The sequence below is a fragment of the Bacillus sp. RC252 genome (genome assembly GCF_044909215.1).
GTDB lineage: Bacteria > Bacillota > Bacilli > Bacillales > Bacillaceae_G > Bacillus_A > Bacillus_A mycoides.
Genome location: NZ_JBIYDV010000007.1, coordinates 1 through 24,832 on the forward strand (window position 1 = coordinate 1; position 24,832 = coordinate 24,832).

Below are 24,832 nucleotides of genomic sequence, written 5' to 3' on the forward strand. Positions count from 1 at the left end.
GTCTTCAAACGAAAAACACCTCCATTGAATTTGCATACTTAGTATGCGAATTCAGGAGGTGTTTTTTTCATGTACCACTATTCGGGTTCACTTCAAAATCCTCGGTGTTTTTTTACTTAAACCAACCTTTTTTATAAAACCAAGCCATCATTCCGCCGCCAATTAATGCCATTAAAATTAAGCAAATAAAATAACTATACTTCCCGCCAAGCTCTGGCATATGTGCAAAGTTCATGCCGTATACCCCTGCAATAAATGTTAACGGCATGAAAATAGTTGAGAAAACAGTTAATGTTTTCATAATATTGTTCATATGGTGGGAATTCAACGAAAAGTAACTATCTCGAATATCTGCTGTTAATTCACGGCTCGCTTCAATCATCTCTGTCAGTTTAAGCAAATGATCATGTATATCTTTAAAATAAATTTCATGATCGCTTATACCGTAAAAACGTGTTGAATTTAATATACGATACAATAAATCACGCATCGGAATAATCGTACGCCTTAGCTTAGATAAATCTGCACGAATATCAAATACTTCTTCTAGCACACTTCCTGCTGTCTCACCCGTTAAATTATCATCAATTGCATTTAAATGGTCTTCAATGTAATAAACAGGTGCGAAATAATCATCTACAATTTGGTCAATAATTGTATGTGCTACATGCAAAGGGCTCTTCTTAATACGTTTCTTTTCACCAAGCGTTTTCCATACTCTTTCAATCGCATTGTTATGAGAGAAATGGAAAGAAACTATATATCGATCACTAATAAATAAATCGATTTCATGCGGTTCTAATCCGTCTTCTCCGAATGCATGAAGAACTAAAAAGTTATATCCATCATAAAAATCTACCTTTGGTCTCTGTACATACTCTACACAATCTTCAATTGCAAGGGGATGGAACTTGAAGTGATCTTGTAAAATATATGTATATTCCTCTTTCGTTGGCTTATATAAATCAAGCCAATACCATATGATGTTCTCTTTTTTCGTTTCTTCTAGCGAAACATCATATAAAACTTCATTTTTTTTCGTTATTGCACAAATTCTAATCATAATTTCACCCATTACTATTATAAACAAAAAATAGTAAAAAAAGCCAAGGAGAAATCTCCTCAGCTTTTTTTATCCCGCTATTTGCGGGCAGTAAGACCCCTACCTCAAAATTCAGCGAAAGCAAAGAAGTTAGGTCTGGGTCGGGCTGCCCGTAAATGCCCGATTGGTGAAGGCTAATAATCAGTGGGGATAAAGCCCCCCACTGATTAAAGTTTCACTTTATTACTTCGTTACAATACCGTGTACTAAAGTTGGTGCATCTACGTGATCTTTAGCGATTTTCATGTTCTCATAAATTTTCGCTTTTACGTCTTCAACATTTTCGCGGTTTGCGTAAATTGTAACAAGAGAGTCACCTTTTTTCACGCTATCGCCTACTTTTTTGCGAAGCATTAGACCAACTGCTAAATCAATTTCAGACTCTTTCGTTGCACGCCCTGCTCCTAAAAGCATTGCTGCTGTTCCGATTTCATCTGCAACGATTTCCGATACGTAACCGTCTTCTTTCGCTTCCACTTCAATTTTAAATTGTGCTTGTGGCAATTTAGAAGGATCATCAACAACAGATGCATCGCCGCCTTGCGCGGATAAGAACGTTTTAAATGATTCTAGCGCTTTACCATTGTTCATTACTTCAATTAACTTTTCACGTGCATCTTCTAAAGATGAAGCTTGTCCAGCAAGGTACACCATCTGACTTCCAAGTGTTAAACATAACTCTTCTAAATCTTTCGGTCCCTTACCTTGTAATGTATCAATTGCTTCTTGTACTTCTAATGCATTACCAATTGCTTCACCAAGCGGCTGACTCATATCAGAAATAACCGCCATCGTATTACGACCAACGTTATTACCGATGCGTACCATTGCTTCTGCTAAACGCTTTGCATCTTCATCCGTTTTCATAAACGCGCCTGCTCCAGTTTTTACATCAAGAACAATTGCATCTGCACCAGCAGCAATTTTCTTACTCATAATTGAGCTAGCGATAAGAGGAATTGAATTTACTGTTGCAGTTACATCACGAAGCGCATATAACTTTTTATCAGCAGGTGTTAAGTTTCCACTTTGACCAATAACAGCGATTTTATTTTCATTTACAAGACGCATGAATTCATCATTTTCAATTTCCACATGGAATCCTGGTACTGCTTCTAATTTATCAATTGTACCACCCGTATGTCCTAGACCTCGTCCAGACATTTTCGCAACTGGTACACCTAAAGCAGCTACTAATGGACCTAATACAAGTGTCGTTGTATCACCAACTCCACCCGTTGAATGCTTATCTACTTTTACCCCTTCAATGGCTGATAAGTCAATTGTATCACCGCTATTTACCATTGCCATCGTTAAATCTGCACGTTCTTGATCATTCATATCTTGGAAGAAAATTGCCATTGCAAGTGAACTCATTTGATAATCTGGAATACTACCATTTGTGTATCCTTCAACGATAAAGTTAATTTCTTCTGTCGTTAATGCATGTCCATCACGTTTTTTTGCAATTAGGTCCACCATTCTCATTGTGAAGTCACCCCTTCATTTGTTTTACAATTGCTTTTACTAATGCTAAGAAATTAGCTTTAACACGTTCTGTCGTTTCAATTACTTCATCGTGGTGAAGTGGTTGATCTAAAATACCAGCTGCCATATTTGAAATACAAGAAATACCTAGTACTTTCATACCTGCATGACGAGCTACAATTACTTCTGGTACTGTTGACATACCAACTGCATCTCCGCCAAGTGTACGAAGCATACGAATTTCAGCAGGTGTTTCATATACAGGACCTGTCATTCCAACATATACACCTTCTTGTACTTTAATATTTAAATCTACTGCAACTTGTTTCGCCATTTCGCGAAGTTCTGGCGTATATGATGTAGACATATCAGGGAAACGTACACCCATTTCAGAATCATTTGGTCCGATTAATGGGTTCGTACCCATGAAGTTAATATGGTCTGAAATTAACATAAGATCGCCTGGTTCAAATGATGTATTTACACCACCAGCTGCGTTCGTTACAACAACTGTTTCTACACCTAGTTCTTTCATAACACGAACTGGGAATGTTACTTTTTGCATATCGTATCCTTCGTAGAAATGGAAACGTCCTTGCATTGCTACTACTGTTACACCTTGAAGTGTACCGAATACAAGTTGACCTGCATGTCCTTCTACAGTTGAAACCGGGAATTCAGGGATTTCACTGTATGGTACTGCTACTGCGTTCTCGATTTCATCTGCTAATACACCTAGTCCAGATCCAAGGATTAGTCCTACTTGTGGTGTCTCTTGAAATTTCTCTTTTAAGTATGAAGTTGATTTTGTAATTAGTTCACGATTCATCTGTTTATCCCCCTATTTCTTTAGCTCGTTTAAGAAGCTTGTTCCATGTTCTGGCATTTTAACATTAAAGTTTTCTGCTACAGTTGCACCAATATCAGCAAATGTTTGACGAAGTGATAACTCTTGTCCGCCTTCTTTCATGCTTGGGCTATATGCTAATAACGGTACATATTCACGTGTATGATCAGTACCAGGATGTACTGGATCATTACCATGGTCTGCTGTAATTAATAATAGATCATCTTCTTTTAGTTTTTCGAATACTTCTGGAAGACGTGCGTCATATTCTTGTAGAGCTTCTCCGTACCCTTGTGGGTCACGACGATGACCAAATAAGGCATCAAAGTCAACTAAGTTTAAGAAGCTAATACCTGTAAAGTCCATATTTAATGTATCTACAAGCTTGTCCATTCCATCCATATTTGATTTCGTACGAAGTGATTCAGTTACACCTTCTCCATCATAAATGTCAGCAATTTTACCAATAGCAATTACATCATAATCGCTATCTTTAAGTTCATTCATTACTGTGCGACCAAATGGTTTTAACGCATAGTCATGACGATTTGGTGTACGTGTGAAGTTTCCTGGCTCTCCAACGAACGGACGAGCAATAACACGCCCTACCATGTACTTCTCATCTAATGTTAATTCACGTGCGATTTTACAAATTTTATATAGCTCTTCAAGTGGTACTACTTCTTCATGAGCTGCGATCTGTAATACACTATCAGCAGAAGTGTAAACAATTAAAGAACCTGTTTCCATTTGTTCTTGACCAAGCTCAACAAGTACCTCAGTTCCAGAAGCTGGTTTATTACCGATAATTTTACGACCTGTCTTTTCTTCTAATTCATCAAGTAATTCTTTCGGGAATCCTTCAGGAAACACTTGGAATGGTGTATCAATGTAAAGGCCCATGATTTCCCAGTGACCTGTCATTGTATCTTTACCTGTAGATTTCTCTTGCATTTTTGTATAATATCCAAGCGGTTTCTCTACTTTAGAGATTCCTTTCATTTCACGAATATTACCAAGGCCTAATTTCACCATGTTTGGCATGTGTAATCCATTCATATGTTCAGCGATATGACCAATTGTATCAGAACCTAAATCACCAAACTGCTCAGCATCTGGTGCTTCACCGATTCCCACAGAGTCCATTACGACTAGGAAAATACGTTTATATTTATTCATAACTGCAACCTCCTATATGTTCAGTTCTACTTCTTGTAGTATGTTCAAAACGCTATAAAGTGAAACTGTTATCAATGGGAATTATCTTTCGTCCTCATTATTAAACAGTACTGCTTTAAATCATTCTCTAACTTTTTCGTTTTACTTTCAAACGAATAAAAAACATTTCTAGGTTTTTCCAAGTCAGATGTCAGACATCTGATATTGATATCATAACATGTTTACGCTTTCTTTTTAATACATTTTCGTAGAATTCCTCATTTTCTTTACCCTTCTATTGTAATCCATTCTGCAAAGAAGTGCTAATCATTTTATAACATATTTCCTAATATAAAAATAAAAAGCAGCTCTAAAGAGCTACTTTTTATTTTACTTCTACTGTTTCTTCTTTATGTTCATGTAGTTCACCTTTTTTAACATGAACTTTCACTTTGTAAGCACCGTTTTCTTTGAAAGTATGTTTCGTTTCATACTCTCCTTTATTTCCTTCTTTCGCTGGAATAAATTCGTGCTTTTCAACACCATCTTTCCAAATCTCAAGTTGTACTTCAGCACCAGTTAACGCTTCTTCTTTTTGCTTCAAATGAACTTTCATTGTTGATTCAGCATTTGCTTTAATATCACCAGCCATAAGATGTATCATCGTATCACTTTTATGATCCCCATGACCTTCTTCTTTTTTCGCATCTTCTACTTTTGCATTTCCTACAGCGACTTTTGTTTCTGGCATAACATGCATTTCACGTGCATTTGTATGAGGAATAATATGATATACTCCATCAGTTTCAAATGTTTTCTCTACTGCATAAACACCTTTTCCTTTATGCTTACCATCTAACATCTCGTGTTTCTCGTCGCCATCTTTCCAAATCTCAAACTTTACGTCATCAGCATCCGTTACTCTTTCTTTTCCTTGTGTAACAAGTGCTTGTACTTCTGTTTTTTCACCAGGTTTAATTTCTTTCGGATTCGTTTGAACCGCTACTTTTATAGCTTCAAGTTTCTGTTCTTTTTTCGGTTCTTCTTTGTTTGTATTACAGCCAGCCAATGCTAGCATCGCGATAAATAATGTAATAATAAGTTTTTTCATCTTCATTTCCTCCTTCATACTTTCCTTAGTATAGAGGAAATACATTGTAATATTCTAGTCTTCTGCTGAAAACAATGTACGAAATGTTTGTGAAGTTTCTGTGAAATGGTTCACTCTTCTTAATCTATGAAAAAAGAGCATAGTGACTATGCTCTCGGGTGAAACTGTTTATATACATCTTTTAATCTAGTTTTTGAAACGTGCGTATAAATTTGTGTCGTCGAAATATCTGCATGTCCAAGCATTTCCTGTACAGCACGTAAGTCTGCCCCATTTTCTAATAGGTGCGTAGCAAAAGAGTGACGCAACGTATGCGGTGTAAGCTCTTTTGCAATATTCGCTTCTTTCGCTAGCCGTTTTAAAATTTTCCAAAATCCCTGCCTCGATAATCGATTACCATGATGGTTTAAAAAGAGCGCATCTACTGCTTTTTTACCCATCAATTCTCTTCTTCCTTTTTCAATATACTTTTGAATCGCTTCTGTCGCTAAGCTTCCTAGTGGAATAATTCTTTCTTTGTTCCCTTTCCCGATACAGCGAACAAATCCCATCGTTAAGTGCACATCTTCTAAATTTAATGCAATTAATTCTGAAACACGAAGTCCTGTTGCATACAACAACTCTAACATTGCCTTATCACGAATCCCAAAAGCACTTGCCGTTTTCGGTGTTTGAAGCAATGCTTCCACTTCGTCGATTGATAATACTTTTGGTAATTTTCGTTCCCCTTGTGGCGTTTCAATATGTACCGATGGGTCATGCTCCACTGCTCGTTCACGAAGTAAAAATTGATGAAACGAACGAATCGATGCAATATGACGCGCCAATGTTTTTGAAGATTTCCCGTTTTCTTTTAAATGCTGCAAAAAGTTAACAATATGCAAGCGTGTCACTTCATGAAACGTCTTCGTTTGTTCTACATTTTGCAAATACTTCACATAGCTTTTTAAATCGCGTTCATAAGATACAACTGTATTTTTCGCTAAACCTTTTTCAACAATCATATAATGAATAAAATCTTTTAATTGATCTTCCAATCTACACTACTCCCCATTTTCATAGAAAAACATCATTCTATTTACGAAAGCATCCTTTTCCGGCTCCTCATTCCCTGATACTTTTTCTACAGTCTCTTCTTTTGGCTTTTCATAACGATGGTAACTTTCATATTCTTGATTTATCCATAGTATAGCGAAATAAAACAAAATCGTACAACTTGTAAATAATAAAAATACTTTCATCCCATCAAAAGTTAATTTTAAAGCTCGGCGCATTGTAAATTCCTCCAAAATATAAGTTATTACAACATATGCCAAGCTTTCACCAATTTATACCTTATTCAAATAAAAAACCTCTTCCTAGTTAAATAGGAAAAGGTTATTTTTCATCCGTTTCATTTTCTTGACAATTTTTACAAATCCCATGGAATGTTAAACGATGATCTTTCACCTTAAAGCTCCAGTCTCGTTCCACTTTATTCTCCACTTCACCAAGTAAATCTTCTTGTATTTCTTGTACAGCACCGCATTGTGTACAGATTAAATGATGATGGAAACGCTGTGCACCTTCTTGGCGTAAGTCATAACGCGAAACACCGTCTCCAAAGTTAATTTTATCGACAACTTTCAACTCAGACAATAACTCTAAAGTTCGATAAACGGTTGCTAATCCGATCTCTGGCGACTTTTCTTTTACAAGGAGGTATACATCTTCTGCGCTTAAATGATCTTCTTCATTTTCTAGCAGCACACGAACTGTTGCTTCACGTTGTGGTGTCAATTTATAGCTCGCTGCATGTAATTGCTTCTTAATTCGTTCAATTCTTTCTTCCATTCGGTACTACTCCCTCCTCGCCACTCTTACACCATTATATCAGAAGAAGGGCTCCTGTCAAAAGAAAAACAATAAAAACAAATTGATAATTATTCTCAAAAAGTATTTATTGTTTGTTAATAGCCTCCACAACTTCTTTCATTAAAACTGGTGATGCATACACTTCGACACTGGAAGCAATAGCTAATACCGCTCCAATCACGAGAAAAAAGCATGTATAGCGAATTAATAACGGTAATAGTGGCTCAGTTATTTTCCGAATAAATTGATGCCTAATCATTCTCAAGGAAAAGCTTGCAGCAATTGTTGTCATTACGAGAAATACAGGAATTATAATTAAATTTTGTGGCAATACAGATACAAATGCTAATAATAGTCCATTCCATCCGTGCTGACTTACTAAAAAACCTACTGTAAATCCAACAACTACCCCTTTTAAAAATAGTAAGATAAAAATGAGCGGCAACCCAATAATTGAAATCCCCAAAATCCAAATAAAGCCGATATATTTTAATTGCGAAAAGTAACTTTCTCGAAACATTTCGCCTGCGACAGCAAATTCTCCTTTAGAAACTTGTCCAAAAAAACGCTGTAAATAAAATGATAAATCTTGCTTTTGGTTTATTTGCAAACTATTCACAAGAATCGCTCCAAATATTACTCCCATCAGTAATAAAACCGCATTAAATATATATAGTGAAGAATTTTCCTGTATGTGAGACATTACACGGTCTTGCCACGTTTTTCGCCACATTTTCCTTCCCTCCGTTCACACTCTTACTAAAAATGTATGAAAGAAAGAAAAAAAGTATGACGAATTAGCATTGAAATTCCGCTCTACTTTGCTAAACTAAAAAGTAGAGAATAGGAGGGATTTCTCTTGAAACCATTATTATTAGATTTTCCAACATTATTTCAAACTGAGCGCTTGCAAGTACGTAAGCCGTTTCCAGGTGATGGAACAGAAGTATATGAAGCAATCCAAGCTTCGCTAGAAGACTTATTACCATGGATGCCAATTACTGCTGAAACAGAAGAACGTGCTGAAGAAATTGTTCGCGAAGCTCACGGACAGTTTTTACTTCGTGAAACACTTGATTTCCACTTATACGATAAAGTATCTGGTACATTCATCGGAGCTATTACGCTCAAGCCTGAAAACTGGGATATTCCAAAGTTTTCACTTCACTTTTGGCTACATAGCGCTTATACAAAGCATGGCTATATGACAGAAGCCATTAAAGGTGCGATTCAATTTGCATTTGATAAACTAGGTGCTAGAAGAATTGAAATTCGTACTGATGCAACAAATATAAACGCATGTAACTTAGCAGAACGTCTAGAATTTATTTTAGAAGGTACAATGGAAAATGATTTCCTAGCACCCGATGGCAGCTTACGCGATGCACGTGTATATGCAAAAATCAACTAAAAACACTCGCCTTAGGCGAGTGTTTATTTTTGTAATTGTAAATATTGTACTGCAAACATCGTCTTAGCATCATGTATGCGAAGGTCTTTCATAAGATCAATCGCTTCTTCTAATGACACTTCCATTAATTCCACAAATTCATCTTCATCTAAAGCTGCTTTATTTTCTTTTTGTTTTAATCCTGTCGCTTTATATACATATAAAATTTCATCTGCAAAACCAGGTGATGTATAGAAAGATGTAATAAGCTCCATATTTTCACATACATATCCTGTTTCTTCTTCTAATTCACGAACTGCTGTTACCTCTGGCTTTTCCCCAGGTTCTAACTTCCCAGCAGGAATTTCCACAATTGCCTTTTCGAGAGCTTTACGATACTGCTCAACGAGTACAATTTTCCCCTCATCAGTAATAGCAATAATAGCAACTGCCCCAGGGTGATTTACGATTTCACGTTTACTCATTTCTCCATTTGGTAATACTACATCATCAACACGAACTTTTATAACCCTACCATCAAAAATCGGTTCAGTTTTTACTGTTCTTTCTGCAAGATTACTCATACTACTTCATCTCCCTGTTCTATTTCCTAATCGTTCTTCATACATTTTACCACATTGAAAGGAGCGTGATAGAAATGAAAGTTTACATTTTACCAAATCGCGTCACTTTAGTCGGCAAAGCATGGCAAATTCGTCATAAGCTAAAACAATATGGCAAAGAGTATACAACTGTACAAGAGTGGATTACAGCAAATAAAAAGTAAACGTTTGTCAACCTCCTTCCCCTTTCGTACAATAAAGGTAAGGAGGTTGACCTATGAAAAAACGTCAATTAGGAAACTCAGATTTATATGTTACGGAAATTGGATTTGGCTGTATGTCTCTCGGTGCATCTGAGGCTGAAGCTATGCGTATTATCGATGAGGCAATCGATTTAGGAATTAATTTTTTTGATACAGCGGACTTATACGATTATGGATTAAATGAAGAATTTGTTGGAAAAGCTCTGAAAGGAAAACGCGACCAAATTGTTCTTACAACAAAGGTTGGAAATCGATGGACAGAAGAAAAAAACGGTTGGTCTTGGGATCCTTCTAAAGCTTATATAAAGGCCGAAGTAAAAGAGAGTTTACGTAGACTTCAAACAGATTATATTGATTTATATCAACTGCATGGCGGGACGATTGAAGATCCTATAGATGAAACAGTTGAAGCCTTTGAAGAATTAAAAAAAGAAGGGATTATTCGTCATTATGGTATCTCTTCTATACGTCCAAATGTCATTCGTGAGTATGCAAAACGATCAAATATCGTTAGCATATTAATGGAATACAGCCTTTTAAATCGTCGCCCTGAAGAATGGTTCCCGCTTCTTAATGAACAGCAAATTAGCGTTATTGCTCGCGGACCACTTGCGAAAGGGATTTTAACTAACAATAATGCAAGAAAGATAGAAAGAGTAAAAGAAAAAGATTACCTCTCTTATTCTTACGATGAGTTATATTCGACACTCGCGAGTGTAAAAGAAATAATCGGGGAAAGCTCTTTAACAGGAACAGCTATTCAATATTGCTTACATAACGAAACTGTTGCAGCTGTTATACCTGGTGCAAGCTCTATTCAACAATTGCAAGAAAATATACAAGCTAGCCAACAGTTATCTTTAACAAAAGAAGAATATGTACAACTTCAAAAGATTGTTAAGTATGATTCATATGCTTTGCATCGCTAAAATATTGATACCGATAAAAGCAAAAGACTGCCTCCCAACACTAGGCGGCAGTCTTTTTTTATAACGTATCATATTTATCAGGATTCGTTCCTACATGTAAATTACGATTTAACGTATTAATTTGATCCATCTCTTCTTCAGTTAATGAGAAATCAAAAATAGTAAAGTTCTCTTTAATACGAGATGGCGTAACAGATTTAGGAATAGTCACAATCCCACTTTGAATATCCCACCTTAATATAACTTGTGCAGGTGACTTTTCATATTTTTTAGAAATAGCCTGAATAATTGGATGCTGGAATACTTCGCCGCCTCTCATTAAAGGACTCCACGCTTCCATCTGAATTTGCTCACCTTGACAGAAATCACGCAATTCAAATTGCGCTAACATTGGATGAAGTTCAACTTGATTTACCATCGGCTTCACTTTGCAATTTGGTAATAACAGTTCTAAATGATGTTTATGAAAATTAGAAACACCAATCGCGCGCACTTTACCTTCTTCATATAGCTTTTCTAAAGCACGGTACGTATCAACATACTTCCCTCTTATCGGCCAATGGATTAAATATAAATCTACATACTCCATTTGTAATTTCTTTAAACTTTTTTCAAACGCCTCGAGCGTCTCCTCGTACCCTTGATCGTCGTTCCAAACTTTTGTTGTAATAAACAAGTCTTCTCGCGGGATTCCAGATTCATGAACCGCTTCTCCGACACCGCTTTCATTTTCATATACAGTTGCTGTATCAATCGAACGGTATCCAACTTCTAACGCTGTTTTTACTGCTTGTTTAACTTCGTCGCCTTCTTTCGCTTTATAAACGCCTAGACCAATCATCGGCATTTTCACGCCATTATGAAGTGTAGTTGTTGGAATATGCACAGTCGTTCTCCCTTTCATTGTTACATTTTTATAAACCACTACTTTATTTCAACAAGATTTATTCAAAATGTCAAAACATACGTACAGTTTACATAATAATTTTATACCCCTTTAGAAAATAACATGAACTCAGTCGTTCACGTTACTTTCTATCCATTTCTTCGCTTTTTCATCAACATTACGTACAAATTCATTTTTTCCTTCTGTATACAACGTGCCATCATATGTATATTTTTCAGCTAGTTCTTTCTTTAAAGTCGCATACGCTTCTGCTTCTTCACAATGAGCCATCATATAATCACGAAATGCTAAATGCCTTACTATCTCAGGGTTTCCTTTTTCAAATACGTGTAAGTGATACGAGCGTTTTTCCTCAGTTCCATGAATAAAAAAACGACGACCTGAAATACCATTTTCCCCTTTCACGATGTAACCAAGCTCTTTAAATCGTTCATTCCAATGATCTACTCTGTCGATACTTTCTACTTCCATGATCATATCAATAATAGGTTTAGCTGCTAGTCCTGGCACTGACGTACTTCCAATATGATGGATTTTTACCGTTTCTGGCATCGCCGATTTTAATCTTTCGGCCTCCATTTGAAATTTCTCACTCCAATGATTTTCATACGGAACGACTACAATTTTCCTCATTCTAACTCCCCTTTTCTTACAAACTCGTCAAAAAAATGATCAGTGGCATTTCACTGATCATCTTTTTATTATTTAAAGTCTTTCCAAGTAAGGCTACTTTCACTTAACAGTTCTTCAAATGATTTATTCTTTTCACGTTCTTTTTGTTCTTTACGCTTTCTTTCTTGTTCTGCTGCCTCTTTTTTCTCTTCTCTCACTTGCAACTCTTTTTTCTTATTCTTTAATTGTTGCATTAACGAATCGTTCAATTGATCACCTAGTGTAAGTGATTCTTTCTCTGGTTGATTCATTTGAGAGTGTCTTTGTGTTTGTCTTTGCTTCTTTTTCTTCATACTATTCACCTTTTACTTTTTTCTCCATTATAGAGGATACACGGCGAAATCGACAATAAAAAAGGTTCCCTACTCTATTATTTATCTTTTGTAAATATGTTAATTTTTCGAAAAAACTAAATTTTATATGGATATAATCCTAGTAATCTATTAAAATTATGTCGTATGATGTCAGATTATAAAAAAAGGAGAAATTAATTATGTGGAAAAAAATTATTCCTGCTGTTGCTGTTTTAAGTACTATTACTTTTTCAAGCGTATTCGCCGCTCCTCCATCTCAGACTCCTGCCGAACAAAACCGATACATAGACGTACAAATGCTTGGTATTAATGATTTACATGGTCAACTAGATACTGTAAAAAAAGTTAACAATAAAGAAGCTGGTGGCGCTGATTATTTAGCTACTTATTTAAAAGAACGTAAAAAACAAAACCCTAATACACTTCTCGTACATGCCGGTGATATTGTCGGAGCCAGCCCACCAGTTTCCGCATTATTACAAGACGAACCAACAATTGAATTTTTAAATGACTTAAAGTTTGATGTTGGTACAATCGGAAACCATGAATTTGATGAAGGTATCGATGAAATGAAACGCCTCATTTACGGTGGATATCACGAAAAAACAGGGAATTTCAAAGGAGCAAACTTCCCTTATGTCGCTGCAAACTTCTATAATAAATCAACTGGCCGCTTATTTTTACCACCATTCACTGTAAAAATGGTTGACGGAGTTCCTGTAGGGTTCATTGGAGTTGTTACAACGGATACACCGAATGTCGTTATGCCTACTATGCTTAAAAATGTAGAAATCACTGATGAAGTAGAGGCTATTAATAAATCCACACAACAATTAAAACGTCTCGGCGTTAAATCTATCGTAGTCCTTGCACATGTCGGCGGAACAACTGATGAGTCTGGTGTAACAAATGGAGACCTCACTCGAATTGCAAATGAAACAGATCCAGAAGTCGATGTTATTTTCGGCGGACATAGTCATACGTATGTAAATGGTACTGTAAATAATAAACTTATCGTGCAAGCGAACTCTTACGGGATGGCTTTCTCTGATGTAGATGTAACGATTGATAGAAAAACAAAAGATATTGTGAAGAAAAAAGCTGAAGTTATTACAACGTACCATGAAGGTGTAGAGCCTGATAAACAAGTAAAACAAAAGTTAGATCAATATAAAGAAAAAATCGCACCTCTTGTAAATGAAGTAGTCGGAAAATCTACAGCACCTATCGACCGTAAACAAAACGATGCTGGTGAATCTACACTTGGAAATTTAGTTGCGGATGCCCAGCGCCAAACTATGCAAACACAAATCGCTCTTATGAATCCTGGTGGAATTCGTAATGATCTAGACGCTGGAGATATTACATGGGGCGAATTATACGGCATTCAGCCTTTCGGAAACCAATTAATTAAAGTAGATCTAACAGGTCAAGATATTCGTGATATTTTAAATCAACAATGGCAAAAAGGAGCAACGAGAATGCTTCAAATTTCAGGTATTCAATACACTTGGGATGCAAATAAACCAAATAACGAAAAGGTTACGAATATCCGTTTAACAAATGGTGAAGAATTAGTTCCCTCTAAAACGTATAGCGTAGTTGCAAATGCTTTCCTAGCTTCTGGCGGTGATGGATTCGTATCCTTTAAAAATGGAAAAAATGCTGAAACTGGTCCAAACGATTTTGAAGCATTAGTCGATTATGTAAAACAAGTGAAAGAACCAATTCAGCCGATTATTGATGGACGTATTCAAAAAAACAATTAAATACTATTCAAACTAGTGCGTGACACTCGAAAGAAGAAGCTCCTTTTATATGCAAGGAGCTTCTTCTTTTAGAGTCATACGTATTGTCATTCTTCTAGTGCAGTAAAGGATACGCACATAGCCCCTTGTTTCTTCGTAGTATATAGAAAACTATAATGGGAAGATTTGTATGTGTTTTCATCAAACAATGACGATACATTGTATCGAAAAAACGACAAACACATTCGTAGTATTGAGAAAGCAATTAATGGAGAATATAGCGCCATTCATTTTCATGCTAGATTAGCTACTTTAGCTCCAGACATAAATGAACGAACTCAAATCCTTGAAATTCGGCAAGATGAGCAACGAACAGTTGATTTTTACTTAGAAATTGCTGACGAAACGACAAATCAACAAGTGAAAGAAACATTTCGGCGCGCAGCAGCTGATGAACAAAATCATGCCGTTTGGTTCCTATATTACTTTTCGAAACAAAATAAAAAATGAAATAAAAGAAAGGATACACGCTCTTATATGGAACATAGTATCCTTTCTTTTATTTCTCTGGATACGTTTCATGATTAACATCATACCGTTGCAAAAATTCCTGTAGTGCTTCTTCTACAATTTTAGACTTTTGAATCCCTTTTGATTCCGATATAACATCTAGTCTTGCTAATACTTCTATATTAATCGAAAAGGTTCGTTTCTTTTTCTCTGTGCTCTTACTTATAATTTGAACACTTACTTCTTCTCTTTTTCTTAGCAATTCATAAATGCTTTGTAATTGTTCATAAATTAGTAATTGATAGTCTGTTTTTGCATATTGAAGGGCAGTAGCTTCTTGGATTTGCAAATGACGTGGCTCTTCACCATCACCTATAAAGATACGTTTTTTCTGCTCTCCATCATATTCATATCCAATCACCCTTAATTTCTTTGATAATGTATATGGGCTCATTTCAAGCCGTTTCGCTATAATAGCGATTGATTCGCGTCTATTTAAAGAATCAATAATTTCTCCAATCGTCACATTCTCCCTCCTCTCTTAATCGCCTAAACTTGAAATCAAACCAGTATGTTATGATACAATGATTTTCTAGTAGTATATGCAAAAGAAAGAGCCTGTGCGATTCATACCATTTAAGAAAAGGAGGTTTACATATGCTTTTTCGTAGCCATACCCCTCAGTTTTACAACGAAAAGAAGCAACTAATCCCTAACAGTATCGCTACGATAGAAAGCGTTATGATTAATGACCGGAAACAATCTCTCCTTATACGCGGCCAAAACGTGGAACAGCCTATTTTATTATGCTGCCACGGCGGCCCTGGTATGGCACAAATCGGCTTTATTCGCCATTTTCAAAAAGAGTTAGAAAAGCACTTTATCGTTATTAATTGGGATCAGCGAGGGGCAGGTAAATCCTTTTTATGGCGGGACATCCAAACAAATCTTACGATTGATCAATTTTTTTCAGATGCAAAAAAGGTTATTCAATATCTTCTCAAACGCTTTAATAAGCAAAAACTATTTCTCGCAGGTCATTCTTGGGGAAGTATTATCGGACTACAAATCACTAATCAATGTCCCGAATATATAGAAGCATACATCGGCATCGGTCAAATCGTACATATGAAGCAAAATGAAGAATTACTATATCAACATTTAATTAGCTCTGCCAAAAAACATGACCATAAAAAGGCATTAGCTTCTCTTTTAAAATTAGGGAAACCACCCTTTTTAGATACGAGACGCCTCATTATTCAAAGAAAGTGGCTTGGTACATTCGGAGGAGCAATCCAAAATGGATCTTCCTTTTCTTTCATACGAAAAGGCTTCTTTTCTCCTGAATATACGCTATTAGATTGGTTCAAATTTCTCGCAGGAAATTTAAAATCCGGAGTTTTATGGGAAGAGATGCTGACAATCGATTTCTTTTCATCTATTTCAAGTTTATCTGTTCCTGTTTATTTTTGTTCTGGTCGCTATGATTATCAAACTCCTTATGCACTCGTTCAACAATATTGCGATATCATTCAAGCTCCTATTAAAAAGATGATTTGGTTTCCAAACTCGGCACATTCTCCAGATTTAGAAGAGCCTGAGTTATTCGCTAAATCTTTACAATCAATTAAACAAGAACTATCTTTTCAACATTAATAACAAAAGGCGCTTTTACATTTCATAGAAAACATTTTATAATGATATGTCGCAAGTATATGTCACTACAAACACTTGCTTGCCTTAACAGAATAAAAATTAGGGAGATTACATTTATTATGAACGCTGTACTCATCGCAGTAGCAGTCATGCTACTGCTTAGTTTGTTACGTGTCCAAGTCATTGTCGCCATTATCGTTGGAGCTTTAACAGGCGGACTTATCGGCGGACTCGGTATTTCAGAAACAATTAGTACTTTTACAGCCGGTCTTGGGAACAGTGCTCCTATCGCATTAAGCTACGCAATGCTCGGTGGATTTGCTATTTCCCTTTCAAAAACAGGACTTCCTGATGCAATGATCCAATCAGCTTTAAAATGGATCGGCAACGAACAAGACACGAAAAAACAAGTCTATTCTAAAATACTTATATTATTTATCATTTTAATAATGGCTTGCTTCTCACAAAATATTATCCCTGTTCATATCGCCTTCATCCCAATCTTAATTCCAGCACTTTTAAAAGTATTAAATGAGCTGAGGGTGGATCGTAGGCTTGTAACATGTCTTATTACATTTGGGTTAATTACCCCTTACATGTGGGTTCCAGCAGGGTTCGGAAAAATTTTTCATGACGTATTGCAAACAAATGCTGCGCAAAGCGGTCTTACATTTGATGTCGCACTTATTCCAAAAGCGATGACTATTCCAGCAATCGGTATGATTATCGGATTATGTGTAGCGGTTTTCATTACATACCGAAAACCACGTACATATGAAACAGAACAAATTCATTCTGCACAGAATGAAATCGTTCCCTATACGAAAAGAAGCATTACTTTGGGTTTATTATCAATACTCGCTACATTAACTGTACAATTAGCAACAGAATCAATGATTTTTGGTGCTTTAGCAGGTATTATCGTCTTATCAGTTAGCGGTAGCCTCCCTCTTAAAGAAGCCGATGCTATTTTAACGAGTGGAATGCGTATGATGTCCTTTATCGGATTTGTTATGATTTCTGCCGCTGGATTTGGCGCTGTTCTTCGAAAAACTGGACATGTTGAATCTCTTGTGCAAACGAGTGCACATATAATCGGAAATAATAAACCGCTTGCTGCATTTCTTATGCTCATTATTGGACTTCTCGTTACGATGGGAATTGGCTCTTCCTTTTCAACCATCCCAATCTTAACAACAATTTTCGTACCGTTATGCGTCCAGCTCGGATTTAGTCCCATGGCTACAATCGCAATTATCGGTACAGCTGGTGCACTTGGTGATGCAGGTTCTCCAGCATCTGATAGTACACTTGGACCAACGTCCGGTTTAAATGCTGATGGTCAGCACCATCATATATGGGATACATGTGTCCCAACATTTCTACACTATAATATACCGTTACTTATATTCGGCTTTATTGCCGCAATTACACTATAAAAGGTGCGTTTTAAAAACGCACCTTTTACTTTGTTGTTTCTCTCTCAATGCATCTAAATTCTGTTTCCACTTCTTCTTGTCGCACTTGTTTCTTCTTTATTTTTCCTATTAACTGTTGAAAAGCTATTTCCCCATTTTCTTCGATATAACTTCCAATCGTCGTTAATGATGGACTTATCCATTCACCCTCTACACTCCCGTTAAATCCAATGATTTGTAACTTACCTGGTATATGAATATTAAGAGTTTTCGCCGCCCTGATTAGCTCAATAGCGACCTTATCACTTGAAGCTACAACCCCATCTATGTATGGATGCTTTTGTAACAATTCAAGAAACTGTTGATTCGTATACCCTTGTACAATTCCCTCTCGATAAGAAAGTCCTTCTTTCCAAGCAGTATCTAGAAATCCTGCCACATGCTCTTCCATTTCTTCACTCTCTACTTCCTCACCGATATAAGCAAGAAACTGGCAGCCTTTCTCTTTTAATAAAGAAACAGCTTTCTGTCCACTTTCATAATAGCTCATAAGAGATTGTCGTTCTTCAAGCACAGCGAAAGGAAGTGAGATTTCTCCTATACTTCGAAAAACAGATTTCGTCATTATAACGCCTGCAATGTTATTTTGCGCCAACATATCTATGTATCTATTCTTATTTTCTATATTACAAACTATTACTTGATACCCTTCTTTGTATGCTATTTCCTCAACGAAACGGAGCAAAGTGATGTATGATGGATTATGCAAATTATCTACAAGTAATGCAATCACCGTTGAAGGCTGTTTAAATAAAGGCTTTGCTGTAGCATTCGGTCTATAATGTAATTCTTCAATTGCTTTTTTTACTTGTTTCACCGTATCTTCATGGACATATCCTTTTTCGTTAATGACTCTTGAAACGGTTGCGACTGAAACACCGGCCAATTTTGCAACATCACGTATAGTTGCCACATCGTCACCCCTTAATATGGTAATAGATTACAATTTTAAATTAAACCAAAATATAACATTCGTCAAGGTTATTGTTTTATATTTCTGAAAATTGTTACACAATTTCCACTCTACTCAGAAAATATACTCCAGCTGAATTTCATGTGAAATCGCGATATTATCATAACCAATAAATGGAATTTCTTTCTTTATTTTTCGTGCTTCCTTTACCGCATCAATATATAAGTTCGTCATCATGAAGCTACGTTTTTGATAAAAACGAAGTGCGTTCATATTATCATTCGTCGTAATAAGCCACACTTTTTTACATTCGTTCTCTTTTGCCACTCGCAATACACAATCCACCAGTTTTGTACCAATCCCCTTCCCTTCCTCAAAACTATTTAACGATACAATTTCACACATATTTTCTATCACTTTATATGTTGAAATTCCTACTATTCTGTTATTTCTAAGTGCAATAAAACCAGGTAATTCTTCTAATTGATGTACTCTGCCTCGCGAGACCATCATTGAGCTTCCCCAGTTTTCACACATAAAATCCTGAATTGCTTCTTTCATTTCTGGTGTGATTTTTTGTATATGAACCATACACGATTTCTCCCCTTTTCACATCATTGTGATACAATGTTAGTGTATCACATGTAGAGGTATTTGGAGGATGAGGTAAAGTATGAAACGTTTTTTTACAGCATTGTTTACTATACTAGGCGCACTAACTGCGATTGGGATTTTCTTTACAAATAAAGTTATGTACTTGAAGAAAAAAACAGAGGAAGAAGTTTTAGAACGCGAAACGAAAAAGCATTTTCATTTGGACGATTTTAAGGCTATTCAAAAAGAAGAGGTTCACATCCCTTCTCAATTCGGATACGAACTTCACGGATATTACATGCCAGCTGGTCATTCCAATAAATTTATGATTTTTTGCCACGGTGTGACTGTAAATAAAATGAATTCCGTTAAATATGCAAACTTATTTTTAAATAGAGGATATAACGTATTTATTTATGATCATCGCCGTCATGGTAAAACCGGTGGTAAAACAACAAGTTATGGCTATTATGAAAAACATGATTTAAAGTCAGTAGTTGACTGGCTAAAAGATCGTTTCGGAACGAATATTACACTCGGAATTCATGGTGAATCTATGGGTGCTGCAACTCTTCTTCAATATGCAGGACTTGTAGAAGATGGTGCTGATTTTTATATTGCTGATTGTCCTTTCTCTGATTTTTATGGACAGTTACAACATCGTTTGAAAGTTGAGTTTCATTTGCCAAAATGGCCTTTATTACCTTTAGCAAATGCCTTTTTAAAAGTTCGTGATGGCTATACAATTCGTGAAGTTTCACCAATTGATTGTATAAAAAATATTAACAATCCGGTTCTCTTTATTCATAGTAAAGATGATGACTATATTTTATCTGATATGACGAAATCACTTTATGAAGCGAAAGAAAATAATAAACAGCTTTATATTGCAGAACATGGTGCACACGCTTGCTCTTATAATGAAAATAAAGAAGAGTACGAAGATGCCATCGATCAATTTTTAAACACATATGTAAAAGAAACAAAAAACAGGCTTGCATAAGCCTGTTTTTTTACTGCGCTAAAACGTCTGTAACTTGTTCCATATTTTCAGAAATCCACTTTACTGCCTCGTCTAGCGTTGGGAATTCCGTCGTTTGAAAAGTTACCTCATCTTGAAGTAACCAAACATCTTTCGGTTCTTGTCCTACACCTGCGATTGACCAATGAAGTAAACTATATGGATGATTATCATTCAAAAATGATGCCCATGTGCGCTCATTTGCAATATTTTGTAGTGTGTGTAATTTTTTATCCATCTTTCGTCACCTTACTCTAGTCAGTTATAAAAACTATTATAACACTCTCTTCTCTCTCAAACAAAGTGCTCTTTTTATATTGTCAAGTACTCTCCCTAATTATATGATGAGAGTAAGCGTTTGGAAAGGAGGGATAACGTTGGCAAAAGTACAAATTAAAGTGAATGATAATGGCTCTTTTCGCGTTACAGGGGACGTGGAATTAGTTGACTCACAAGGGAATGTATTCCCAGCAAAACCGGCATTTTCTTTATGTCGTTGTGGTTTATCAAAAAACATGCCTTATTGCGATGCTTCGCATAAAGGAAAATTCGAGTCTGTTGTTAGAGCACCAGAGGCAGAGTAATTTTGGACGTAACATGCACATTTTTTTGTGCATGTTTTTTCTTTTGATCAAAGCCTATACAGCCCTTCCCCTTTCAACATTTCTATTACTTTCGTCCCCATTCAAATCGGCATATATTTTCACACAATTCTTCACATTCGAATATTTTCCACTTTGCTTTTTTCTTTTTTGTGCTATAATGTGAGCAAACAACATCCTTCGGGGTCGGGTGAAATTCCCAACCGGCGGTGATGAAGCGATAGCTTCTAAGTCCGTGACCCGTTTTCAACGCGAAAACGGTGGATCTAGTGAAACTCTAGGGCCGACAGTATAGTCTGGATGGGAGAAGGATATGTTTTCTAGTAATTTTATATAGCGAATACACTTTTATTTCAGTATGCATATTTTTAAAGTTTCATTTTGAATCTTTATATATGTTTTATTTTGTATACTTATGTTTCTATACTGAAATAAAAAGATACGACTAGCGTTGAAAGAATTTGATATTTTGCTAGGTTTTTTCCTTATGCCAAAATATCAGTCATCGTTAGGTTTCTTTCCTATACTTTCGTATTCGAACTATATTTCTAGAAATCACGTCTCCCAAACCCCAAGGATATAAAATCCTTGGGGTTTTTTGATTTTTTCAGGAGAGGTGAAAAGAATGACAGATCAAGAATATATGAGGATTGCCTTGCAGTTAGCACAAGGAACATCGGGACAAACAAGCCCAAATCCTATGGTTGGTGCTGTTGTTGTAAAAGATGGAAACATCATAGGAATGGGAGCTCACTTGCGTGCTGGTGAAGAACATGCCGAAATTCATGCACTTCATATGGCTGGTGAAAAAGCAAAAGGTGCTACTGTTTATGTAACACTTGAACCGTGTAGCCATTTTGGAAAAACACCACCTTGCTGTGAATTACTCATTGAAAAAGGAGTTCAGCGTGTTGTAATTGCTACTCTTGATTGCAATCCACTCGTTTCCGGAAATGGAAAAAGGAGATTAGAAGAAGTTGGAATCGAGGTAACTACTGGTGTTCTTGAGGCGGAAGCCACTTTATTAAATCGATACTTTTTTCACTATATGAAAACGAAACGTCCCTTTGTAACAATAAAAACAGCAATGAGCTTAGATGGAAAAACAGCAACTGTAACCGGTGAAAGTAAGTGGATTACAGGCGAAGAAGCACGCGCTGACGTTCACCAATATCGTCATATACATGATGCTATTCTAGTCGGTGTGAATACAGTTCTAACTGATAATCCACACTTAACAACACGAATTTCAAACGGAGGTAAACATCCTATACGCGTTATTTTAGATACCCACTTACGAACGCCGCCATCTTCTCATGTCATAACAGATGGCTTAACTCCGACATGGATTATTGTCGGTAAGGATGTAAATAAAGAGAAAATAGCGTCTTATGAATCTAACAATATAGCTGTATTCCAAATGAAAACACAGCAAATTGAAATACAAGATGTCCTATCCCTGCTCGGTGAGAAACAAATTCTTTCTCTGTTCGTTGAAGGTGGTCAAACGGTGCATGCAAACTTCTTAAAAACAAATTGTTTTAATGAAATCGTGACCTATATAAGCCCGAAATTAATTGGTGGAAAAGATGCACCCACCTTATTTGGCGGAGCTGGTTTTTCGAAGTTACAAGATGCACTTTCCTTAACAATTCAAGAGATAAAACAAATCGGTAATGACATAAAAATTGTTGCAACCTTAAAAAGCGAGGTGACGGAATGTTTACAGGAATCGTAGAAGAGTTAGGAACGATATCAAGCATGACTCAAAGTGGTGAAGCAATGAAGCTAACTATTAGCGCGAATCAAATTTTATCCGATGTCAAATTAGGTGATAGTATCGCGGTTAACGGCATTTGCTTAACAGTAACTACTTTTACGACTACTTCATTCACTGTCGACGTAATGCCTGAAACAATGAAAGCAACATCACTTCGTATGCTAAAGCCAAGTGCCAAAGTGAATTTAGAACGGGCGATGGCTGCAAACGGACGATTCGGTGGACATTTCGTCACCGGACATATCGATGGCATCGGTACGATTTTAACTAAAAAACAACATTACAATGCCATCTATTACAAAATAGCAATTTCTGATGAATTACTACGCTATTGTTTGCATAAAGGATCCGTTGCTGTTGATGGCACTAGCTTAACAATATTTGATATAGACGAATCTTCAATTACAATTTCACTCATCCCCCACACAGTAAGCGAGTCTATAATCGGAGAAAAAAAAGCCGGGGACATCGTAAACATTGAGTGTGACATGATTGGAAAATATATTGAACGCTTTATCTCAAAGCCCGCAAAAAGAACTGGTTCAATGACCGAAAGCTTTTTACAAGAAAACGGATTTCTATAAGGAGGAAGCACAATGTTTCATCGTATTGAAGAAGCTCTAGAAGATTTAAAACAAGGAAAAGTCGTTATCGTATGTGATGATGAAAACCGAGAAAATGAAGGCGATTTTATTGCTTTAGCAGAGTACATTACACCAGAAACGATTAATTTTATGATTACACACGGTCGTGGTCTCGTTTGCGTACCGATTACGGAAGGGTACGCAGGACGTCTACAGTTAGAACCAATGGTATCTCATAATACAGATTCACATCATACTGCTTTTACAGTAAGCATCGATCACGTTTCTACAACAACAGGCATTAGTGCTCATGAGCGTGCTACAACAATACAGGAATTATTAAATCCCGCATCTAAAGGAACTGATTTTAACCGCCCTGGACATATCTTTCCATTAATTGCGAAAGAAGGTGGCGTCCTTCGCCGCGCAGGTCATACAGAAGCTGCTGTTGATTTAGCAAAACTTTGCGGAGCTGAGCCCGCCGGCGTCATTTGCGAGATTATAAATGAGGACGGTACGATGGCACGTGTACCTGATTTAATAGAGTGTGCAAAACAATTTGATATAAAAATGATTACAATTGAAGATTTAATTGCTTATCGCCGCCACCACGAAACACTTGTGACGAGAGAAGTGGCAATTACATTACCTACAGATTTCGGTAATTTCCATGCAATTGGCTATTCTAACTCATTAGATATGAAAGAACATATCGCGCTCGTAAAAGGTGATATTTCAACAGGCGAACCTGTACTTGTACGCGTTCATTCAGAATGCTTAACAGGAGATGTATTTGGTTCGTGCCGCTGTGATTGCGGACCACAGCTACATGCTGCACTTGCTCAAATTGAGCGTGAAGGAAAAGGTGTTCTTCTCTATATGAGACAAGAAGGACGAGGCATTGGCCTTCTGAATAAGCTTCGCGCTTATAAGTTACAAGAAGAAGGGTTAGATACTGTAGAAGCAAATGAAAAACTTGGGTTCCCAGCTGATCTTCGTGATTACGGTATTGGTGCTCAAATTTTAAAAGATTTAGGCTTACAAAGTTTACGATTATTAACGAATAATCCACGAAAAATTGCTGGCTTACAAGGTTACGATTTAGAAGTAACCGAGCGTGTACCGTTGCAAATGCCAACAAAAGAAGAAAACAAAACGTATTTACAAACGAAAGTAAGCAAATTAGGACATTTACTAAACTTATCCCGCATTAACGGGCAGTAAAACTCCCACCTCAAAATTCGGCTGGAGCAAAGAAGTTAGGTGGGAGATCAACTGCCCGTAAAGGCCCGATTGGTTCAACTAATAATCAGCGGGGGATGAATCCCCCCACTGATTATAGTTTCAC

29 protein-coding genes and 1 riboswitch are annotated in these 24,832 nt (G+C 36.5%); of the genes, 12 read left to right on the forward strand and 17 right to left on the reverse strand.

Translation table 11 applies throughout. The features are described 5' to 3' along the window. Positions 1-112 precede the first annotated feature (112 nt). The 9 genes from corA to spoIIM form a co-directional block, all read right to left on the reverse strand. Positions 113-1,075 carry a magnesium/cobalt transporter CorA gene (corA, locus tag ABH960_RS11390; RefSeq protein WP_002067031.1) on the reverse strand — a complete coding sequence of 321 codons (963 nt, stop codon included), beginning with the start codon at positions 1,073-1,075 and terminating at the stop codon, positions 113-115. A 210-nt stretch (positions 1,076-1,285) separates the two neighbouring features. Beyond that, positions 1,286-2,590, reverse strand: coding sequence for a pyrimidine-nucleoside phosphorylase (locus ABH960_RS11395; RefSeq protein WP_002067030.1), 1,305 nt, complete (start codon positions 2,588-2,590; stop codon positions 1,286-1,288). A 7-nt stretch (positions 2,591-2,597) separates the two neighbouring features. Next, positions 2,598-3,419, reverse strand: coding sequence for a purine-nucleoside phosphorylase (locus ABH960_RS11400; RefSeq protein ID WP_404445169.1), 822 nt, complete (start codon positions 3,417-3,419; stop codon positions 2,598-2,600). A gap of 12 nt (positions 3,420-3,431) precedes the next feature. Then, positions 3,432-4,616, reverse strand: coding sequence for a phosphopentomutase (gene deoB, locus ABH960_RS11405; protein WP_002014935.1), 1,185 nt, complete (start codon positions 4,614-4,616; stop codon positions 3,432-3,434). A 364-nt stretch (positions 4,617-4,980) separates the two neighbouring features. Continuing rightward, a complete protein-coding gene (locus tag ABH960_RS11410) occupies positions 4,981-5,712 on the reverse strand; it encodes a FixH family protein (RefSeq protein ID WP_404445173.1) in 732 nt (243 codons plus the stop codon). Positions 5,713-5,852: 140 nt separating this feature from the next. After that, positions 5,853-6,743 (reverse strand): site-specific tyrosine recombinase XerD, encoded by an 891-nt coding sequence (gene xerD / locus ABH960_RS11415; protein WP_002067028.1) that lies wholly within the window; start codon positions 6,741-6,743, stop codon positions 5,853-5,855. 6 nt (positions 6,744-6,749) lie between these two features. After that, positions 6,750-6,980 carry a YqzK family protein gene (locus ABH960_RS11420; RefSeq protein ID WP_002165108.1) on the reverse strand — a complete coding sequence of 77 codons (231 nt, stop codon included), beginning with the start codon at positions 6,978-6,980 and terminating at the stop codon, positions 6,750-6,752. Positions 6,981-7,083: 103 nt separating this feature from the next. Further along, entirely contained in the window at positions 7,084-7,539 is a 456-nt protein-coding gene (gene fur, locus ABH960_RS11425) for a ferric iron uptake transcriptional regulator (protein WP_000392654.1), read from the reverse strand. A 106-nt stretch (positions 7,540-7,645) separates the two neighbouring features. Continuing rightward, complete coding sequence (gene spoIIM, locus ABH960_RS11430; RefSeq protein ID WP_002014939.1) at positions 7,646-8,293, reverse strand: stage II sporulation protein M; 648 nt, start codon at positions 8,291-8,293, stop codon at positions 7,646-7,648. A gap of 126 nt (positions 8,294-8,419) precedes the next feature. Between spoIIM and ABH960_RS11435 the strand changes: the two genes are divergently transcribed. Next, the gene (locus tag ABH960_RS11435) at positions 8,420-8,971 is read left to right on the forward strand and encodes a GNAT family N-acetyltransferase (protein ID WP_002033881.1); all 552 of its coding nucleotides are present in this window, start codon (positions 8,420-8,422) and stop codon (positions 8,969-8,971) included. A 23-nt stretch (positions 8,972-8,994) separates the two neighbouring features. Here ABH960_RS11435 and ABH960_RS11440 read toward each other — a convergent pair whose 3' ends face one another. Then, entirely contained in the window at positions 8,995-9,534 is a 540-nt protein-coding gene (locus ABH960_RS11440; RefSeq protein ID WP_002014941.1) for an NUDIX domain-containing protein, read from the reverse strand. Positions 9,535-9,608: 74 nt separating this feature from the next. Here ABH960_RS11440 and mciZ point away from each other — a divergent pair, with 74 nt between their 5' ends. Together mciZ and ABH960_RS11450 are read left to right on the forward strand one after the other, a co-directional pair. Next, positions 9,609-9,737 (forward strand): Z-ring formation inhibitor MciZ, encoded by a 129-nt coding sequence (gene mciZ, locus ABH960_RS11445; protein WP_000870295.1) that lies wholly within the window; start codon positions 9,609-9,611, stop codon positions 9,735-9,737. 53 nt (positions 9,738-9,790) lie between these two features. Next, the gene (locus tag ABH960_RS11450) at positions 9,791-10,705 is read left to right on the forward strand and encodes an aldo/keto reductase (protein ID WP_002088476.1); all 915 of its coding nucleotides are present in this window, start codon (positions 9,791-9,793) and stop codon (positions 10,703-10,705) included. 58 nt (positions 10,706-10,763) lie between these two features. Here ABH960_RS11450 and ABH960_RS11455 read toward each other — a convergent pair whose 3' ends face one another. The 3 genes from ABH960_RS11455 to ABH960_RS11465 form a co-directional block, all read right to left on the reverse strand. Next, positions 10,764-11,591 carry an aldo/keto reductase gene (locus tag ABH960_RS11455; RefSeq protein WP_404445182.1) on the reverse strand — a complete coding sequence of 276 codons (828 nt, stop codon included), beginning with the start codon at positions 11,589-11,591 and terminating at the stop codon, positions 10,764-10,766. A 129-nt stretch (positions 11,592-11,720) separates the two neighbouring features. After that, positions 11,721-12,245, reverse strand: coding sequence for a GrpB family protein (locus ABH960_RS11460; protein ID WP_002165106.1), 525 nt, complete (start codon positions 12,243-12,245; stop codon positions 11,721-11,723). Between the two features lie 68 nt (positions 12,246-12,313). Then, positions 12,314-12,577 (reverse strand): YqkE family protein, encoded by a 264-nt coding sequence (locus ABH960_RS11465; RefSeq protein WP_002014945.1) that lies wholly within the window; start codon positions 12,575-12,577, stop codon positions 12,314-12,316. Positions 12,578-12,777: 200 nt separating this feature from the next. Between ABH960_RS11465 and ABH960_RS11470 the strand changes: the two genes are divergently transcribed. Both ABH960_RS11470 and ABH960_RS11475 read left to right on the forward strand, forming a co-directional pair. Continuing rightward, positions 12,778-14,367 (forward strand): bifunctional metallophosphatase/5'-nucleotidase, encoded by a 1,590-nt coding sequence (locus tag ABH960_RS11470; RefSeq protein WP_113937127.1) that lies wholly within the window; start codon positions 12,778-12,780, stop codon positions 14,365-14,367. 171 nt (positions 14,368-14,538) lie between these two features. Next, positions 14,539-14,856, forward strand: coding sequence for a ferritin-like domain-containing protein (locus tag ABH960_RS11475; protein ID WP_404445187.1), 318 nt, complete (start codon positions 14,539-14,541; stop codon positions 14,854-14,856). Positions 14,857-14,905: 49 nt separating this feature from the next. On the opposite strand, the gene ABH960_RS11480 is transcribed toward ABH960_RS11475, so the two are convergent. Further along, positions 14,906-15,382: a ribbon-helix-helix domain-containing protein gene (locus ABH960_RS11480; RefSeq protein WP_002014948.1), complete on the reverse strand. Its 477-nt coding sequence runs from the start codon at positions 15,380-15,382 to the stop codon at positions 14,906-14,908. 131 nt (positions 15,383-15,513) lie between these two features. On the opposite strand from ABH960_RS11480, the gene ABH960_RS11485 reads away from it, so the two are divergent. Both ABH960_RS11485 and ABH960_RS11490 read left to right on the forward strand, forming a co-directional pair. Then, on the forward strand, positions 15,514-16,512 hold the full coding sequence (locus tag ABH960_RS11485; protein ID WP_404445190.1) for an alpha/beta fold hydrolase: 999 nt from the start codon (positions 15,514-15,516) through the stop codon (positions 16,510-16,512). Between the two features lie 119 nt (positions 16,513-16,631). After that, positions 16,632-17,951 (forward strand): Na+/H+ antiporter family protein, encoded by a 1,320-nt coding sequence (locus ABH960_RS11490; RefSeq protein ID WP_404445193.1) that lies wholly within the window; start codon positions 16,632-16,634, stop codon positions 17,949-17,951. 25 nt (positions 17,952-17,976) lie between these two features. Here ABH960_RS11490 and ABH960_RS11495 read toward each other — a convergent pair whose 3' ends face one another. Together ABH960_RS11495 and ABH960_RS11500 are read right to left on the reverse strand one after the other, a co-directional pair. Next, positions 17,977-18,903 (reverse strand): LacI family DNA-binding transcriptional regulator, encoded by a 927-nt coding sequence (locus ABH960_RS11495; protein ID WP_404445196.1) that lies wholly within the window; start codon positions 18,901-18,903, stop codon positions 17,977-17,979. A 114-nt stretch (positions 18,904-19,017) separates the two neighbouring features. Continuing rightward, on the reverse strand, positions 19,018-19,494 hold the full coding sequence (locus ABH960_RS11500; protein ID WP_404445199.1) for a GNAT family N-acetyltransferase: 477 nt from the start codon (positions 19,492-19,494) through the stop codon (positions 19,018-19,020). A gap of 82 nt (positions 19,495-19,576) precedes the next feature. Here ABH960_RS11500 and ABH960_RS11505 point away from each other — a divergent pair, with 82 nt between their 5' ends. Further along, positions 19,577-20,500 carry an alpha/beta hydrolase gene (locus ABH960_RS11505; protein ID WP_002014993.1) on the forward strand — a complete coding sequence of 308 codons (924 nt, stop codon included), beginning with the start codon at positions 19,577-19,579 and terminating at the stop codon, positions 20,498-20,500. A 10-nt stretch (positions 20,501-20,510) separates the two neighbouring features. Here the strand turns inward: ABH960_RS11505 and ABH960_RS11510 are convergent, their stop codons facing one another. After that, the gene (locus ABH960_RS11510) at positions 20,511-20,756 is read right to left on the reverse strand and encodes a DUF2552 family protein (RefSeq protein WP_002014992.1); all 246 of its coding nucleotides are present in this window, start codon (positions 20,754-20,756) and stop codon (positions 20,511-20,513) included. 139 nt (positions 20,757-20,895) lie between these two features. Between ABH960_RS11510 and ABH960_RS11515 the strand changes: the two genes are divergently transcribed. From ABH960_RS11515 to ribBA, 4 genes are all read left to right on the forward strand, one after another. Further along, positions 20,896-21,102 (forward strand): CDGSH iron-sulfur domain-containing protein, encoded by a 207-nt coding sequence (locus tag ABH960_RS11515; protein ID WP_001151582.1) that lies wholly within the window; start codon positions 20,896-20,898, stop codon positions 21,100-21,102. Between the two features lie 190 nt (positions 21,103-21,292). After that, positions 21,293-21,436: riboswitch (FMN riboswitch) on the forward strand. Between the two features lie 309 nt (positions 21,437-21,745). Next, entirely contained in the window at positions 21,746-22,858 is a 1,113-nt protein-coding gene (ribD, locus tag ABH960_RS11520) for a bifunctional diaminohydroxyphosphoribosylaminopyrimidine deaminase/5-amino-6-(5-phosphoribosylamino)uracil reductase RibD (protein ID WP_404445204.1), read from the forward strand. Beyond that, positions 22,840-23,484 (forward strand): riboflavin synthase, encoded by a 645-nt coding sequence (gene ribE / locus ABH960_RS11525; RefSeq protein WP_404445207.1) that lies wholly within the window; start codon positions 22,840-22,842, stop codon positions 23,482-23,484. The genes ribD and ribE overlap by 19 nt, the downstream gene beginning before the upstream one ends. Positions 23,485-23,496: 12 nt before the next feature. Beyond that, positions 23,497-24,708 (forward strand): bifunctional 3,4-dihydroxy-2-butanone 4-phosphate synthase/GTP cyclohydrolase II, encoded by a 1,212-nt coding sequence (gene ribBA, locus ABH960_RS11530; RefSeq protein ID WP_404445210.1) that lies wholly within the window; start codon positions 23,497-23,499, stop codon positions 24,706-24,708. The last annotated feature ends 124 nt before the right edge of the window (positions 24,709-24,832 follow it).